This window comes from Senegalia massiliensis (genome assembly GCF_009911265.1).
In the GTDB taxonomy this organism is placed as follows: Bacteria; Bacillota; Clostridia; order Tissierellales; family SIT17; genus Anaeromonas; species Anaeromonas massiliensis_A.
In genome coordinates this window covers 57,910-74,626 of the sequence record NZ_QXXA01000016.1, presented here as the reverse complement: position 1 = coordinate 74,626, position 16,717 = coordinate 57,910, and the positions used below count along the sequence as shown (strand labels likewise).

The 16,717-nt window shown below is 26.0% G+C and carries 16 protein-coding genes; all 16 read right to left on the bottom strand.

The features are described from left to right. Positions 1 to 29 precede the first annotated feature (29 nt). On the bottom strand, positions 30 to 1,076 hold the full coding sequence (gene recA / locus D3Z33_RS13915) for a recombinase RecA (RefSeq protein ID WP_160198382.1): 1,047 nt from the start codon (positions 1,074 to 1,076) through the stop codon (positions 30 to 32). Positions 1,077 to 1,168: 92 nt separating this feature from the next. Beyond that, a complete protein-coding gene (locus tag D3Z33_RS13910) occupies positions 1,169 to 2,398 on the bottom strand; it encodes a competence/damage-inducible protein A (RefSeq protein ID WP_160198381.1) in 1,230 nt (409 codons plus the stop codon). Between the two features lie 11 nt (positions 2,399 to 2,409). Next, positions 2,410 to 2,955, bottom strand: coding sequence for a CDP-diacylglycerol--glycerol-3-phosphate 3-phosphatidyltransferase (gene pgsA / locus D3Z33_RS13905; protein ID WP_160198380.1), 546 nt, complete (start codon positions 2,953 to 2,955; stop codon positions 2,410 to 2,412). Then, positions 2,939 to 4,285, bottom strand: a complete 1,347-nt coding sequence (rimO, locus tag D3Z33_RS13900) for a 30S ribosomal protein S12 methylthiotransferase RimO (protein ID WP_160198379.1) — start codon at positions 4,283 to 4,285, stop codon at positions 2,939 to 2,941. The genes pgsA and rimO overlap by 17 nt, the downstream gene beginning before the upstream one ends. Before the next feature lie 5 nt (positions 4,286 to 4,290). Further along, positions 4,291 to 5,337 (bottom strand): tRNA 2-selenouridine(34) synthase MnmH, encoded by a 1,047-nt coding sequence (mnmH, locus tag D3Z33_RS13895; RefSeq protein WP_160198378.1) that lies wholly within the window; start codon positions 5,335 to 5,337, stop codon positions 4,291 to 4,293. A 19-nt stretch (positions 5,338 to 5,356) separates the two neighbouring features. Beyond that, positions 5,357 to 7,627: an FtsK/SpoIIIE family DNA translocase gene (locus D3Z33_RS13890; RefSeq protein WP_160198377.1), complete on the bottom strand. Its 2,271-nt coding sequence runs from the start codon at positions 7,625 to 7,627 to the stop codon at positions 5,357 to 5,359. 94 nt (positions 7,628 to 7,721) lie between these two features. After that, the gene (locus D3Z33_RS13885) at positions 7,722 to 8,408 is read right to left on the bottom strand and encodes a ClpP family protease (RefSeq protein ID WP_347561283.1); all 687 of its coding nucleotides are present in this window, start codon (positions 8,406 to 8,408) and stop codon (positions 7,722 to 7,724) included. Between the two features lie 87 nt (positions 8,409 to 8,495). Further along, on the bottom strand, positions 8,496 to 8,768 hold the full coding sequence (locus D3Z33_RS13880) for a YlmC/YmxH family sporulation protein (RefSeq protein WP_160198376.1): 273 nt from the start codon (positions 8,766 to 8,768) through the stop codon (positions 8,496 to 8,498). A 105-nt stretch (positions 8,769 to 8,873) separates the two neighbouring features. Then, a complete protein-coding gene (locus D3Z33_RS13875; RefSeq protein WP_160198375.1) occupies positions 8,874 to 10,145 on the bottom strand; it encodes a M16 family metallopeptidase in 1,272 nt (423 codons plus the stop codon). Between the two features lie 54 nt (positions 10,146 to 10,199). Continuing rightward, the gene (locus D3Z33_RS13870) at positions 10,200 to 10,907 is read right to left on the bottom strand and encodes a polysaccharide deacetylase family protein (RefSeq protein ID WP_160198374.1); all 708 of its coding nucleotides are present in this window, start codon (positions 10,905 to 10,907) and stop codon (positions 10,200 to 10,202) included. Between the two features lie 93 nt (positions 10,908 to 11,000). Beyond that, the gene (gene pnp / locus D3Z33_RS13865) at positions 11,001 to 13,094 is read right to left on the bottom strand and encodes a polyribonucleotide nucleotidyltransferase (RefSeq protein WP_160198373.1); all 2,094 of its coding nucleotides are present in this window, start codon (positions 13,092 to 13,094) and stop codon (positions 11,001 to 11,003) included. Between the two features lie 80 nt (positions 13,095 to 13,174). Beyond that, positions 13,175 to 13,441, bottom strand: a complete 267-nt coding sequence (gene rpsO, locus D3Z33_RS13860) for a 30S ribosomal protein S15 (protein ID WP_130807050.1) — start codon at positions 13,439 to 13,441, stop codon at positions 13,175 to 13,177. 118 nt (positions 13,442 to 13,559) lie between these two features. Further along, a complete protein-coding gene (locus tag D3Z33_RS13855) occupies positions 13,560 to 14,471 on the bottom strand; it encodes a bifunctional riboflavin kinase/FAD synthetase (RefSeq protein ID WP_160198372.1) in 912 nt (303 codons plus the stop codon). A gap of 11 nt (positions 14,472 to 14,482) precedes the next feature. After that, positions 14,483 to 15,373: a tRNA pseudouridine(55) synthase TruB gene (truB, locus tag D3Z33_RS13850; RefSeq protein ID WP_160198371.1), complete on the bottom strand. Its 891-nt coding sequence runs from the start codon at positions 15,371 to 15,373 to the stop codon at positions 14,483 to 14,485. A gap of 5 nt (positions 15,374 to 15,378) precedes the next feature. Beyond that, a complete protein-coding gene (locus D3Z33_RS13845) occupies positions 15,379 to 16,344 on the bottom strand; it encodes a DHH family phosphoesterase (protein WP_160198370.1) in 966 nt (321 codons plus the stop codon). After that, positions 16,334 to 16,699, bottom strand: coding sequence for a 30S ribosome-binding factor RbfA (gene rbfA / locus D3Z33_RS13840; protein WP_160198369.1), 366 nt, complete (start codon positions 16,697 to 16,699; stop codon positions 16,334 to 16,336). Before rbfA ends, D3Z33_RS13845 begins: the two co-directional genes overlap by 11 nt. Positions 16,700 to 16,717: the final 18 nt, after the last annotated feature.

Sequence of the window (16,717 nt, the reverse complement as noted above, 5' to 3'; positions counted from 1 at the left end):
ATAAAAAGACTTCCGAAGAAGTCTTTTTATTATTTTTTCTTAGTTTTTTTATCTTTATCTTTTTCTTTATCTACTTCTTCAGAATTATCTTCAATTAAACCATAGTATTCACGTACTCTTTTTTCAATTTCTTCCGATGTTTCAGGGTTTTCTTTTAGATAATCTTTTGCATTTTCTCTACCTTGACCTAGTCTTTGATCTCCATAACTATACCAAGAACCAGCTTTATTAATAATGTCAGCAGATACAGCAACATCTAAAATATTTCCTTCTTTAGATATTCCTTCACCATACATAATATCAAATTCAGCTTTTTTAAAAGGTGGAGCAACTTTGTTTTTTACTATTTTTACTCTTGTTCTGTTACCGATCATATTATCGCCTTGTTTTAATGTTTCGATTCTTCTAACATCTAATCTAACAGATGCATAGAACTTAAGTGCTCTACCTCCAGGAGTTGTTTCAGGATTTCCAAACATAACTCCTACCTTTTCCCTTAATTGATTTATAAATATAGCAATAGTATTTGATTTTTTTATTGCTCCAGCCAACTTTCTTAGAGCTTGAGACATAAGTCTAGCTTGTAGCCCTACATGACTAGCACCCATTTCTCCTTCTATCTCTGCCTTAGGAACTAGTGCAGCAACAGAATCCACAACAACTATATCAACAGCTCCACTTCTTACTAATGCTTCTGCTATCTCAAGCGCTTGTTCTCCTGTATCTGGTTGTGAAACAATTAAATTTTCCACATCTACTCCTAAATTTTTAGCATAAGCAGGATCTAAAGCATGTTCAGCATCTATAAATGCAGCTGTACCTCCTTTTTTTTGTGCCTCAGCCACAGCATGTAATGCAACTGTAGTTTTACCAGAAGATTCAGGACCATATATTTCGATTACTCTTCCTTTAGGTAATCCTCCTATACCTAATGCTATATCTAGTTCTAAAGAACCAGTAGAAATAGATTCAATATTAAGGTTAGCCTCTTCTCCTAACATCATAATTGATCCTTTTCCAAATTGCTTTTCAATTTGATTAATTGCCATTTCTAAAGCTTTCTTTTTTTCCATCATATTATCCCCAGTATAACTGGTTCACCTACCTTTCAATTTACGAACGGATGTTCTAATAAAATTATATATGAATTAATATTATTAGTCAAATATTATTCATATTTTTTTATTAGAAATTTTCTTAATTCATTGAATGCATATAAGCTAGTCTTATTTTGTATATGAATTCTATCTCCATTTAAAATAATTTTTTTGCAAATATCATTATTTTTATCAGCAATACCTATGTATACAAGTCCTATAGGTTTATTTTTTGTATTACCAGTAGGACCTGCTATGCCAGTAACTGAAAGAGAAATATCTAGTCCATATTTATTTATTAATCCTGTACACATTTCTAAAGCTACTTTTTCACTTACAGCACCATGGTTTTGTAAAGTTAATTTTTTTACATCTAATAAGTTGATTTTAGATTCATTACTATAAGTTATTAAGCTTAAAGGAAATACTTCTGATATTCCTGATAATTTTGTAAGATTACTACTTATTAATCCTCCTGTTAATGACTCAGCAAACCCAATTTTTAATTTATGTTTTTTTAATAAATTAAAAACTATCTTTTCTAAAGTATCATCATTATATCCCCATATAAATTTTTCAATATTTATATTCTCTACAAATTTGTCTACATTTTCTTTGGCATTAGACAGTATGTTGTTATACGATGTAACTTTTATATCAACGATACCATTATATGCATATGTTCCTATTTTAATATTATCGTTAAAATAGGGTTTTATTTTTTCTTCTAATTGAGATTCTCCAATTCCTATTGTTTTAATAATTTTACTATATATTTTTTTCTTAGATAAGTTTTGCAAATATTTCTCAACTATTCTATCAAACATAGGTTTTAATTCTTTAGGTGGCCCAGGTAGTAAAAAAATATATTTATTATTTTTTTTAATAAACATACCAGGTGCAGTACCTTTTTCATTTGGGATTATAGTAGCATTTTCAATTCTGTAAGCTTGTTTTATGTTGTTTTTTGTCATGATATAGTTATTTTTGCTAAATATTAATTCTAAATCTTGTAATAGAATTTTATCTAAATATAAATTATAATTTAAAGCTTTTGAAACAGCTTCTCTAGTAATATCATCATCAGTTGGGCCTAAGCCTCCTGTTATGATTACTATATCAGAATCTTTTAATGATTTTTTAGTTATCTCAACAATTGAACTAATCTCATCTTTAATAACGTGATTTCTTTTTACTGATATATTTATATCTTTTAAGTTTCTAGATATATATTGAGCATTTGTATTTAATATATCACCATCTAGTATTTCATCGCCTATATTTATAATAATAGAATCCATAAGATCTCCTTTTAATTTTGTATTTTCAACAAATTAATATTTTTGTAAATATAATCTATACCAGAAATTATAGTGAATATTACAGCTAAATATAACATTATTTTATCAAAAGGAAAATTTAAATAATTAAAAGGGAAATTTTCTATTAAAATACTTGTTATAGCAATTAGTTGTGTTATAGTTTTTACTTTACCCCACTTACTAGCTGCAATAGTAATCCCTTCTGATGCACCAAGGGTTCTTAGTCCTGTTATAGCAAACTCTCGTGCAATTATAACTATTACCATCCAAGCAGGTATAATTCCTAACTCGGTTAAAGATATTAAAGCAGAGGAAACTAAGAGCTTATCTGCAAGAGGGTCCATGAATTTTCCAAATTTTGTAATTAAATTTCTACTTCTTGCTATATGTCCATCTAACATATCTGTTAATGCAGCAACAATAAATATGAATGCTGATATGATCCTACCATTTGGAATGTTATCACCTAATAAAAATATCATAAAGACTGGTACTAAAAAAATTCTAAACAATGTAAGTTTATTTGCTAAATTCATCTAAAATCTCTCCTTTTAAATCATATTCAAAACTATCTTTTATATTAACTCTTACAAATTCTCCTATATCAATGTTTTTTTGAGGGTCTGAAGTTATATATACACATCCATCTATTTCTGGAGTATCCATATATGTTCTACCTATAAGAAGATTTTCATTTTCTAAATTTTCTTCTATCAATACTTCATAATTTTTATTTATTTTTTCATGTAATAATTTTTGAGATATTTGTTGCTGCAGTTCCATTAAAATATTTTTTCTTTCAAGTTTTACTGATTCATCTATTTGATCTTTAAAATTATTTGCTGCAGTTCCTTCTTGGTCAGAGTATGTAAATACTCCTAAACGATCAATTTTTATATTTTTGACAAAATCATATAGTTCATTAAAGTCATCTTTAGTTTCACCTGGAAAACCTACCATTAATGTAGTTCTAATTACTATCTTAGGAATTTTTGTTCTTAAATTATTTATCAGTTGTTTAATAGACTCTTTATCTGTATTTCTATTCATTCTTTTTAAAATATTATTACTTATGTGTTGAATAGGAATATCAACATATTTTAAAACTTTCTCATTATTATTTATTGAGTTTATTAGGTCATTAGAAAAAGTTTCAGGATACATATATAATATTCTTATCCATTTTAAGTTTTCAATTTTATTTAATTCATCTAATAACTCAGGTAATTTATATTTACCATATAAATCAATTCCATATTTAGTAGTATCTTGAGCAATTAATATTATCTCTCTTGTACCCCTTTTTACTAATTCTTTTGCTTCTTTTATTACTGAATCCATTTTTCTACTTTTATATTTTCCTCTTAGTTTTGGAATAATACAATAAGTACAATAATTATCACATCCTTCTGATATTTTTATATAGGATGTTACGCCAGGCTCTAAAGGTATTCTTGGATTTTCTTCTAAGTACTTGTTATCAATATTCCCTACTTTAATTATTTTTTTGTCATTATAATTTTTTATAATATATGAAATATCTTTTATATTTCCAGTACCTACTAAAGCATCAATCTCTGGTATTTCATCAATGAGTATTTTTTTATATCTTTCACTTAAACATCCCGCTACAATTAACATATTGCATTTACCATGTTTTTTATATTCAGCCATCTCTAAAATTGTGTCTATTGATTCTTCTTTAGCAGCATCGATAAATCCACAAGTATTAACTATAATAATATTTGCATTCTCTAGTTCATTAACAATACTGTATCCTTCCTCATTCAATGAACCTATTATTAGTTCTGAGTCCACTAAATTCTTTGAACAACCTAGGGATATAATTGCTATATTTTTTGACATTAAAATTATCTCTCCTTTAATTTAGATTTAAAATCTATTAATTCTTTTGTTAATTCATTTATATCATCATAATTAATAACCATATCATATTCAGTTATTTTATTTATGGAATGATTGTAAAGTGGATCATAATAATTTAACATTAATTCTTTTATTACATATTTATAGTTACCATTAATGAATTGTTTTTCTAATTCTAAAGTTGTTTTTTTACCTAAGCGCTTTTTTAAGTTTCTGATTGCTTTTACAACTAAATCCTTATTATTTTTTTTATTATTTAAATAATCATTTTCTATAGTTTTTATTCTATTATTTAAATTTGTTTGTATTAAAATGTGATATCCATTTTGAATATTATTATATAAAAAATCAGGCATAATAGAATTGCCAATTCTTTTACTTTCACTTTCAACAAATATAAAGGTATCCTTAAAATTTAAAAACTTATTTAATAATAAGGATTCAAATTTTTTTTGGTTACTAGATTTATTTTTATAAAAAATATTTCCAAAAACAGATCCACTGTTTTGTGCAATATTTTCTAAGTCTAGCACTTCGTGTCCTTTTAATTCAAGGGTTTTTAAAGCTTCTGTTTTACCTACACCAGTATATCCATGAAGTACTATAAACTTAAATTTTTTATCATAAGAATTTAAGTTGTTTATAACATAATTTCTATATTCTTTATATCCTCCATCTATAACATATATAGGCATACTTAAAACATCTAAAACTTTAGCTATAGAGCTGCTTCTCATTCCACCTCTATAACAAAATAATACTGCTTTTTTATTTAAATCTATTATTTTGTTGATTTCATCATAGTAATTTATTAGTTTCTTAGAAGCATATTTTAATCCCAATCTTCTAGCTTTATCTTTATTAACTTGAGTATAAATATATCCTATTTCTTCTCTTTCCTTATTATTTAAAATTGGTATATTAATAGAATTTGGAATAGTATCTTCTTCATATTCTTTTGGACTTCTTACATCTATATATACTATATTATTATCATTTTTAATATCCTTATAATTTATTCTTTTTATCATATTAACCCCTACTCTTATATTAACTTTCTATATCCTCTTTTGTAACTAATACTTTTCTTGGCTTACTCCCTTCATGAGGGCCAACAATACCTCTTTCTTCCATTTCATCAACAATTCTAGCAGCCCTAGAATAACCAATTTTTAATTTTCTTTGTAAGTATGAAATAGAAGCCTGTCCTTCATCTATTACTAAATCAATAGCAGCAGGTAATAATTCATCAGAATCATCAAATATAGTATTTACATCTTTTTCAATATTATCAATTATTTCCTCTTGATAATCTGTTTTATTTTCTTTCTTTAAGAAAGTTACAATATTTTCCACTTCTTTTTCATCAATATATGCACCTTGTAATCTTTTTGGTTTAGATGCACCTACAGGATAAAAGAGCATATCTCCTTTTCCTAATAATTTTTCTGCTCCACCCATGTCTAGTATAGTTCTTGAATCAGCTTGAGATGAAACAGCAAATGATATTCTAGAAGGAATATTTGCTTTTATTGTCCCAGTGATAATATCTACGGAAGGTCTTTGAGTAGCTACAATTAAGTGGATTCCTGCAGCTCTAGCCATTTGAGCTAATCTACATATACTATCTTCTACTTCACCAGGTGAAACCATCATTAAATCAGCTAATTCATCAATTATAACTACTATTTGTGGCAATTTATTAATATTTTCATTTTCTTTAGTTTTTTCATTATAACTTTTTATATCTCTAACGCTATTTTCGGCAAATAAGCTATATCTTTTATTCATTTCTTGAACAGCCCAGTTCAAAGCAAAAGATGCTTTTTTAGGATCTGTAACAACTGGTATAAGAAGATGTGGTATACCATTATATATACTCAGTTCAACTACTTTAGGATCTATCATCAATAATTTTACTTCATCGGGCTTTGATTTATAAAGTATGCTAGTTATTAGAGTATTTATACAAACAGACTTACCAGAGCCTGTGGCCCCTGCTATAAGTAAATGTGGCATTTTTTCTATATTTGCTACAATGGGTTTACCTGCAATATCTTTTCCTAATGCAAATGCTAATTTAGTATTAATATTTTTATATTCATTTGATTCTAGTACATCTCTTAAGTTAACATTAGATTTATCGTTATTAGGTACTTCAATTCCTATAGCAGCTTTTCCAGGTATAGGAGCTTCTATTCTAATATCAGAAGAAGCTAATCCTAAAGCTAAATCATCAGATAAATTAACAATTCTACTTACTTTTATTCCAGGTGCGGGTTGTAGTTCATATCTAGTTATAGTGGGACCTTTGCTTATTTGTGTAACTTCTGCAGAAATCCCAAAATTACCTAAAATATTTTCTAATTTCTTAGCATTATTTAGAACAGCTTTATTTTCTTTTTTATCTTGTATTATATTACTTTTTTTCAAAATATTTAATGATGGAAAATCATACTCATTATATTGAGTGTCAGATATTTTTATATTATTAGTAGGATTTTCACTATTAGTATCATCTTTTATAGATTTATTATCATCTTTAGTTTTAGGTGAGTCATTAATATTTTTTTCTTTTTTGTATTCATTTTTTGTATAATCTAGTATCTTTATTTTGTTATTTATATTTTTTTCTTTTTTAGTATCTATTTTATTATCATTTATAACTTTAGGTTTATGTTTCGATTTAGTTTTATTATTATTTTTTTTGTTATTTTTATATTTCGTTAACTTTTGAACTAATTTTTCAATATTACTTTTACTAAATCCTATTACTTTATATAATAATTCAACTATACTTATATTAGTAATACTAAGTACAAATATTATTAATAGTGTAAATAATATTAAATATGATCCAATTTTTCCAAATAATTTTAGGAATAAATAGGCAAATATAGATCCAATAATTCCTCCGCTTCTATGAAAGGGTAACATGGAACCTTCTATAGAGACTTTAATTCTATCAGATATATTTAATCCTTCTATTGTTGGTAAAAATTTTATATCAAATAATGTAATTAAGGTTATAAATGCAATAATTATAAATATATTTTTTTGGGTTTTATAAATTTCTAATTTGTTTATTAAATATAATACTCCTATAATCATAATTAAATAAGGGAATATGTAACCACCTGAGCCTATAAGTTGCCAAGTTTTATTTCCAATAAATTTAGCAATTATACCTTTTGAATTAGTATTCATGCTATATAATAGTAATATAGAAAAAGATATTATTAATATTCCTATAACTTCTTTATTAATTTGAGTATTATGAGATTTTCTATTTCTTTTGTTTTTTTTTGACTTTGTACTCATCTTTTCACCTCTCATTATAAGGCTACTCCTTTGGAAAGGAGTAGCCTTGTTATGTCATTAATTATAACATAATATAAAAAATTATACTATTTTTTTATGTTATGTTTTGATTTATTAACGATTCTAATTTTTTAATAGCAGAATTTAATCCTCCTACTTGATTTATTAATCCATAATCTACAGCCTCTTCTCCCACTAATATAGTACCTACATCATTAGCTATTTCATCTGTATCGTACATAAGTTTTTGTAAATTTTCTAATGAAATATTAGTACTTCTTAATATAAAACTAGAAATTCTTTCTTGCATCTTTTGAAGATATCTAAATGTTTGCGGAACACCTATTACAAGTCCTGTCATTCTTATTGGATGTAGAGTCATGGTAGCAGTAGGTGTAATAAATGAATAATCAGTAGCAGTAGCAAGAGGTATCCCTATACTATGACTACCACCTAGAACAAGAGATACTGTTGGTTTATCTATACTTTTAATCATTTCAGATATTGCAAGTCCTGCTTCAACATCTCCTCCTAATGTATTTAAAATAACTAGTAATCCTTTTATATCTTCACTTCTTTGAACAGAAATGAGTTGGGGGATTATGTGTTCATACTTTGTAGATTTTTTTTGAGGAGGTGAAATATTATGTCCTTCTATTTCTCCTATTATTGATGTAAAATGGATATCTCCTTTACTAGTTGGTATATTACTTACGCCTAATGTTTTAATTGATTCTATAATTTTATTTTCATCATTTTTTGAGTTTTTATTTTTATCCACAAAAATACCATCCTTTTTTATTTTTATAATGATATTTTTGTCTTTAAATAAGTTGTTTATACTTTAATAATTTATTTAATAATTTATTTAATAATTTAATTCTATTATAATCATGTCCTCACCAATTTTTCTAATGCTTTTCCAAGGGATAGTAATTTCTCTTTTTTCACCAAAAAACTTAAATTGACCTCTTGAGTCTGGAACTAATAGAGCCTCTATATTACCTGTGTTTTCATCAATTAATATGTCTGAATCTGCTATTATTCCAAGCCTTCCTCCATCATTTAAATTTACAATTTCTTTCCCTCCTAATTCACTAAGTGTAACATTTTTTTTGTTTCCTATATCGTATATTTTCATTTTTTCCCCTCCTATTAGATTATATGTTTTATTTTTTATAATATTTCTTTATCAATTATGATGACATTATTTATGATAATATATACAAGAAATAGATAGATCTATCTATTTCTTGTATATATTAATTAAGTCTGACTCAATATTTTTATTATTTAATCTTCCCACATATGCAATATTAATATTATCAATATTGAAAATATTATCTATTACTTCTCTAATAGAATTTTTATTTACTTTATTTATACTATTTATAATTTCATTAGGTGTTTCTATTTTATTATTTAATAATTCCGACTTTCCATAGGAACTCATTCTACTAGAAGTATTTTCTAAGCCTAATATGAAGTTCCCTTTTAATTGTTCTTTAGATTTAAATATTTCTTCTTCTGAAAAAATGTTCGCTTTTATTTCCTTTATTTCATTAATAATTATTTTTGATAAATCAATTAAATGTTTAGGATTTAAACCTGCATAAATAGTAAATATTCCAGTATCTTTATAAGTTGATGGGTATGAATAAATAGAATATGCTATACCTAAGTCTTCTCTTACTTTTTGAAATAGCCTAGAACTCATACTACCTCCAAATATATTATTCAATACTAATAAAGAATATATATTTTTAGAGGATTGCTTTAGCCCCTCTAATCCTAAACAAAGATGAAGTTGTTCAGTATCTTTATCTTTATATATAATATTTCTTTTTATTGTAGGACTTACGAATTTATTTGCTAACTTTTTTTTATTAGATTTCCACACTCCAAAGTTTTTTTCTAAAGTTTTTAAAATATTTTCTTCATCTATATTTCCAACAATAGAAATCACAATATTTTCTGGAATATAATATTTTTTGAAATAATCTACCATTGACTCTTTAGTTAAATTGTTTATAGATTCCTTATTCCCTAAAATTGGTAATGATAATGGGTGTTTTTTAAATACAGTATTTGATAAAAGGTCATGTACTATTTCTTCTGGAGCATCTTCATACATATTAATTTCTTCAATTATTACATTTTTTTCTTTATCTATTTCATTTTCATCAAAAGTTGAATTGAATAACATGTCTTGTAAAATATCTATTGCTAAATCAATGTGATTGTCTAGTATTTTTATGTAAAAACAAGTACATTCTTTACTAGTAAAGGCATTCATCTGTCCTCCAACTGAATCAATCTGTTCTGCAATATCTCTGGCAGTTCTATTTTTAGTACCTTTAAATAAAATATGTTCAATAAAGTGGGAAACTCCATTATTATCTTTATTTTCATACCTTGAGCCCGATTCAACCCATAATCCAATTGATATAGAATTTACATATGGTATGTTTTCAGTTATTATTCTAATTCCATTTGACAATTTTGTTTTATTATACAATGATTTTCTCTCCTAAAATTAAACTTATTTATTCATTATATTAAAGTATATGTATTAATTCAATATATCTGATATTTTTTCTATGGAAAACCCTTTATCTTTCAGTTTTTCAATAATTATTGGTAATGCTTTAATTGTTTCTTCTTTAGGATGCATTAAAATTATAGAATTTCTATTTGTCTTTGATATTACTCTATCTATTATTATATCTTTTGTACTATCTTTTCTCCAATCTATTGTATCAACTGTCCACATTATGACATTGTGATTTTCTTCTTTAGCAGCTTGAATAGTAGAATCATTAAAACTACCTGAAGGTGGAGCAAATAATTTTGGCTTTTTTCCAATTATTTTAGCTATTATTGTATCTGCCTTTTTAATCTCTTCCAGATTTAAAGTATAACTCAAATCTCCATAATTTCTATGCATATACCCATGACTTCCTATTTCATGTCCATTTTTATACATTTCTCTAAGCATTTCAGGGTTTTTTTCTGCCCACTTTCCTGTCACAAAAAAAGTGATTTTTATATTGCTATCATCAAAGATTTTTAACATATCAGATATTAACTCTTCACCCCAATCAACATTACATGCAAATGATACAGCATTCTTATTACTGTTGCCTTCATAATATATATTACTATTGTTAAATGTATGTATTGATTGATTCCTAAAATACAAATAAATAAATAGTGATAATATAATCATAAATATTAAAATTATATATATTATTTTATACTTTATATAAAATATTTTCATAATATACCTCCTAATAATCTATATAATATATTAATATTCATAATTATTAAATTTATAATCAAAAAAACATAAAACTTTATTAAAGTTTTATGTTTAATTATCTTCTTCAGTTTCAGGTAATGCATCTTTTCTAGATAGATTAATTCTACCTTGTTTATCAATATTAGTTACTTTTACTAATACTTCATCATCTTTAGATAAAACATCTTCTACTTTTTCTACTCTTTCCTTAGCAATATTAGAAATATGAACTAGGCCTTCTTTACCAGGTAATACTTCTACAAAAGCACCAAAAGGCATTATTTTAACAACTTTTCCTAAATAGATTTCTCCTACTTCTACTTCTTTTACTATATTGTTTATCATGTCAATAGCTTTATTTCCAGCTTCCATATTTTCTGATGCTATAAGAACTTTTCCACTATCCTCTATATCAATTTTAACTCCAGTTTCATCTATTATTTTATTTATAATTTTTCCTCCAGGACCTATTATATCCCTAATCTTATCAGGATTAACTTCCATAGTAAGAATTCTTGGAGCATAAGGAGATAATTCTTTTCTATGTGTAGATATAACGCTATTCATTTTATCAAGAATATATAGTCTTCCCTCTTTTGCACGCCTTAATGCTTCAGTCAATATTTCCCTATTGATTCCTGATATTTTAATATCCATTTGTATTGCTGTTATTCCTTCTTCTGTTCCAGCAACTTTAAAGTCCATATCTCCTAAAAAGTCTTCCATTCCTTGTATATCACTTAATACAGTTACATTATCATTTTCTTTTATAAGTCCCATAGCAATACCAGCTACATTTGACTTAATAGGAACTCCAGCATCTAAAAGTGCAAGGGTACTTCCACATACACTTGCTTGTGAAGATGATCCGTTAGAACTTAAAACTTCAGATACTAATCTTATAGTATAAGGGAACTCATCTACAGAAGGTATGACAACTTCAAGTGCTCTTTCCGCTAATGCACCATGCCCAATTTCTCTTCTTCCAGGACCTCTTAAAAACTTAGCTTCACCTGTACTATATGGTGGGAAATTATAGTGATGCATATATCTTTTAGATTCTTCTTCTCCTAAGCCATCTATAACTTGAACATCTCCAGCAGCTCCTAATGTTGCTACAGTTAATGCTTGAGTTTGACCTCTTGTAAATAATCCTGAACCATGAGTTCTAGGAAGTAATCCTACTTCACATGATATAGGTCTAATTTCGTCAATTTTTCTATTATCTGGTCTTATTCCATCTTCACTTATCATTTTTCTTACTTGACTTTTTAATATAGCTTGTAATGTATCTTCAATATCTTTAATATTATCAGGATAAATTTCTTCAAAATATAATACGGTTTCTTCTTTAACTTTCTCTATATTCTCTTTTCTTTCTAATTTATCTTCTGTCTTTATAGCATTTATCATTTTTTCTATAGCGAAATTATTTACTTCTTCTGAAATATCCACATCAGGTAAAAACACTTCAAATTCTGATTTTTCTTTTCCAACTTCTTCTTTAATTTCACTTATAAATTCACAGATTCCTTTTATTTCATCATGTGCTGTAAGTATTGCATTTAGCATAGTTTCTTCAGAAACTATATTTGCTCCTGCTTCAACCATCATAATTGCTTCTCTAGTACCAGATACTATTAAATTAAGGTCAGATTCATCTCTTTCCTTACTATCTGGATTTATTATTAAATCTCCATCTACTAATCCTACGGAAACAGAACCTGTTGGACCATCAAAAGGAATATCTGAAATACTTAAAGCTATAGATGAACCAATCATTGCTACTATATCAGGTGTATGATCTTGGTCTACAGATAAAACTGTAGTTATAACTTGAACATCATTTCTATAACCTTTTGGAAATAAAGGCCTAATTGGTCTATCAATTAATCTTGAAGTAAGAATTGCTTTCTCACTTGGCCTTCCTTCTCTCTTTATAAAACCACCGGGTATTTTTCCTACAGAATATAGTTTTTCTTGAAAATCTACACTTAAAGGGAAAAAGTCTATACCTTCCTTTGGAGCTTTAGAAGCTGTAGCTGTAGCTAGTACTACAGTATCTCCATATTGTATAAGACAAGCACCATTTGCTTGTTCAGCAACCTTACCTACAGTTACACTTAACTTTTTTCCAGCAAGAGTATACTCAAAATTTTTTTCCATGTTATGCCTCCTAAATTTAATTTACACATTTAACACTATTTTTATTCTAAAAATAATAGAGCGGGTAAACCCCGCTCTTATTATTTCCTTAATCCAAGTCTTTCAATCAATTCACGATATCTATTTACATCTTTTTTCATTAAATAATTTAAAAGACCTCTTCTTTTACCAACCATTTTTAAAAGACCTCTTCTTGAATGATGATCTTTTTTATGTTCCTTTAAATGATCATTTAACTCATTTATTCTATGAGTTAAAATTGCAATTTGTACTTCTGGAGAACCAGTGTCTCCTTCGTGAGTTTTATACTCTTCAATAATATTTGTCTTTTCTTCTTTACTTATCATGTAAGTACCTCCTAATATTTTATATTAATCCTGATCCCAAGGATAAAGCCGAGGTAACAATATCCATAGAATAAGGCTCATAAGTTAATTTTACCATAATAATATAATGTTGTAAACATTATTCTGATATAGATCTTATATCAGAATTCATTTGTTCAATTAACTCTTCTTTGCTATTAAATTTTTTTTCATCTCTAAGAAACTCTAAAAATTCAACTTTTATTTCTTCATTATATATGTCTTTATTAAAATTTAAAATATATGTCTCAATGGAAATATTTCGATTTCTTTCAAATGTTGGATTAAACCCAACATTTGTTAAACTATTATATCTATTTGATTTATAAATAGTATTTGTTTTATATAAACCAGTCTTTGGAACAATATAATTATTATTAAGATAAATATTTGCTGTAGGAAAACCTAAGTTTTTACCTCGCTTTTTCCCATGAATAACTTCTCCTTCTATAGAAAATAATCTCCCTAAATATTTATTAGCCTTCTTAATATTTCCTTCTAATATCAATTTTCTAATTAAACTACTACTTACAACTTCTCCATTATTTTTTATAGGAGACACTATATCTACCTTAAAATCATATAAATCACTCAATTTTTTTAGTAAATTAGTATCTCCTTTACCTTTATAACCAAACCTATAATTAAAACCCACTACTATTTTCTTAACATTTAAATTATCAACAAGTATATCTTTAACAAAATCTTCTGGATCCATTCTCATGAACTTTTTGCTAAATGCAACCATAACAAGATAATCTATACCTGTTTTTTTAAGAGTTTCAACCTTTTCATCATTAGTAATTATTAATTTGGGCTCTTCTTTATTAGGTATTATGCTAGCAGGATGATTGCTAAATGTAAATAATACACTTTTCAAATTTTCTTCTTTAGATTCTTTTATAACATTTTCAATTAAAGTTTGATGACCAATATGTAGTCCATCAAAACTACCTAAACAAATAACAGTATTTTCTTTTATTTTTTCATTAATATTTTTGATTATTTTCATTTTATTCACCTTCAAATTAAAACTTTGTTCATCTTCAAAACAGTACAATTATTTTTAAAAACAATTGATCCTATCCCTATAAAAGTTTCATCACAATAAATTTTATATTCAGTATCAAGTTTAAATTTGTATATTCTTAATCTTTCAGTATCAATATTTAATCCATTTGATATATGCTTATAAAATTTTTTATCAATAATAAATTTTTCCATAGATTTTACAGCAAAATCCATAGGTAATATAAAGCTAAAATCATTACTTTCAACTTTTCTAGAAATACTTTCTAATGTATGAGAAAATTTGACTTCAAAATCTCCTACCTTTAATCTTTCTAAAAAAGACATATGGCCAAATGTACCAAGTTTCTCTCCTATATCATTACATAATGTCCTAACATAAGTCCCTTTAGAACAAGTAACATCAAAAATTATCTTATTATTTTTAATAGTTACAATATCTATGCTTTCTATATATATTTCTCTAGATTTTCTTTCTACACTTTTTCCTTTTCTAGCTAGTTCATAAAGTCTTTTACCATTGTGTTTTAACGCTGAATACATTGGGGGAATTTGAGTTGTTTTGCCTACAAAACTATTAATAACTTCTATTATTGTATCTTTTGATACATTTTTTTTTGATTTATCTAATATTTTACCATACTTGTCCTGTGTATCTGTAGAAAATCCTAAAGTTAATTCTGTTCTATATTTTTTATTTTCATATTGAATATACTCTATTAATTTTGTTGATTTACCAATACAAATTGGTAAAACTCCAGCAGCATTTGGATCTAATGTACCAGTATGACCTACCTTTTTCATATTCAAAGTTTTTCTTATAAAATTTACAACATCATGTGATGTCATAGCAGATGGTTTTAATACATTAATTATACCATTCATATATATCACCTTAATTTTTTATTTATTAATTGTAATAATTTATATTTTATTTTTTCTACATTACCTTCTACAACCATTCCTGCAGCTTTTTTATGACCTCCACCATTAAAATGAGTTGCAATCTGTGATACATCTAAATACGATTTTGACCTTAAACTAACTTTATATTTATTAATATCTATCTCTTTAATTACGCATGCAATTTCAATATTCTCAGTATCTCTAATAAACTCCACTATACCATCTATATCACTGACTGAAGCATTTGCTTCTTTCATCATATTTTTAGTAATAATAGTTATTCCAATTTTATTATGATAATGAAACTCTATCTTTTTGATAGCTTCTATAAATATATTTGTTGTTTCAATAGATCTGTTTTGATATAAATAAAATATAATTTTTGATTTGTCAATGTTGTATTCTAGTAATTCAGAAGCTATTCTATGTGTATTAGCATCTGTACTTTCATATTTAAAACTACCAGTATCTGAAGATATACCTGTATATAGTGCTTCAGCAATATCTTTATCTATAAGTAAACTATTATCTTTTAATAATTTGAATATAATTTCAGATGTTGAGCTTGCATCTGAATCTACAATGTTAATTTTCCCAAAAAGATTATTAGATTTATGATGATCTATATTAATAATACTTTTAAAATTTTTAATAGAATCATTAACAGCTCCTATCCTATTTAAATCACCACAATCTAATGTTATTAATGTAGAATTGTCATCAATAGCCTTTAAAATTTGTAAATCTGATAAATAGTTCATATTATTTAGAAACTTAAAAGTATCTGGAATTTTATCTGATTTTAATAATATTACTTTTTCCCCATATTTATGTTTTAAAGATTTACCAAAAGCCAATAAGGAACCTATGCTATCACCATCTGGATTGATATGAGAAACTAGATAGATTTTGCTTGATCTATCTAGTTCTTTTAATATATCACTCTTCATTCTTATCCTCATCTTCTTTAATACTATCAATAAGTTTTGAAATGTAAATACCATTTTCGATAGAATTATCAGTATTGAATATAGGCTCTGGGATATAGCGTAGCTTCATTTTTTTTCCAATTTCTTTTCTTATATAACCTGAAGCACTTTTTAATGCTTCCAATGTATCTTTTTTTTCTTTAGCACTTCCTAATACGGAAATAAATATCTTAACATATCTAAGGTCATTAGTAACTTCTACATCCGTTATAGTTGTCATAGTAGCTATTCTTGGATCTTTAAGTTGTTTTAACATCATTGAACTAACTATTTTTTTAATTTCTTCAGATATTCTTGCTGTTCTTTTCGAACTCATTTAGTTCACCTTCCTAAA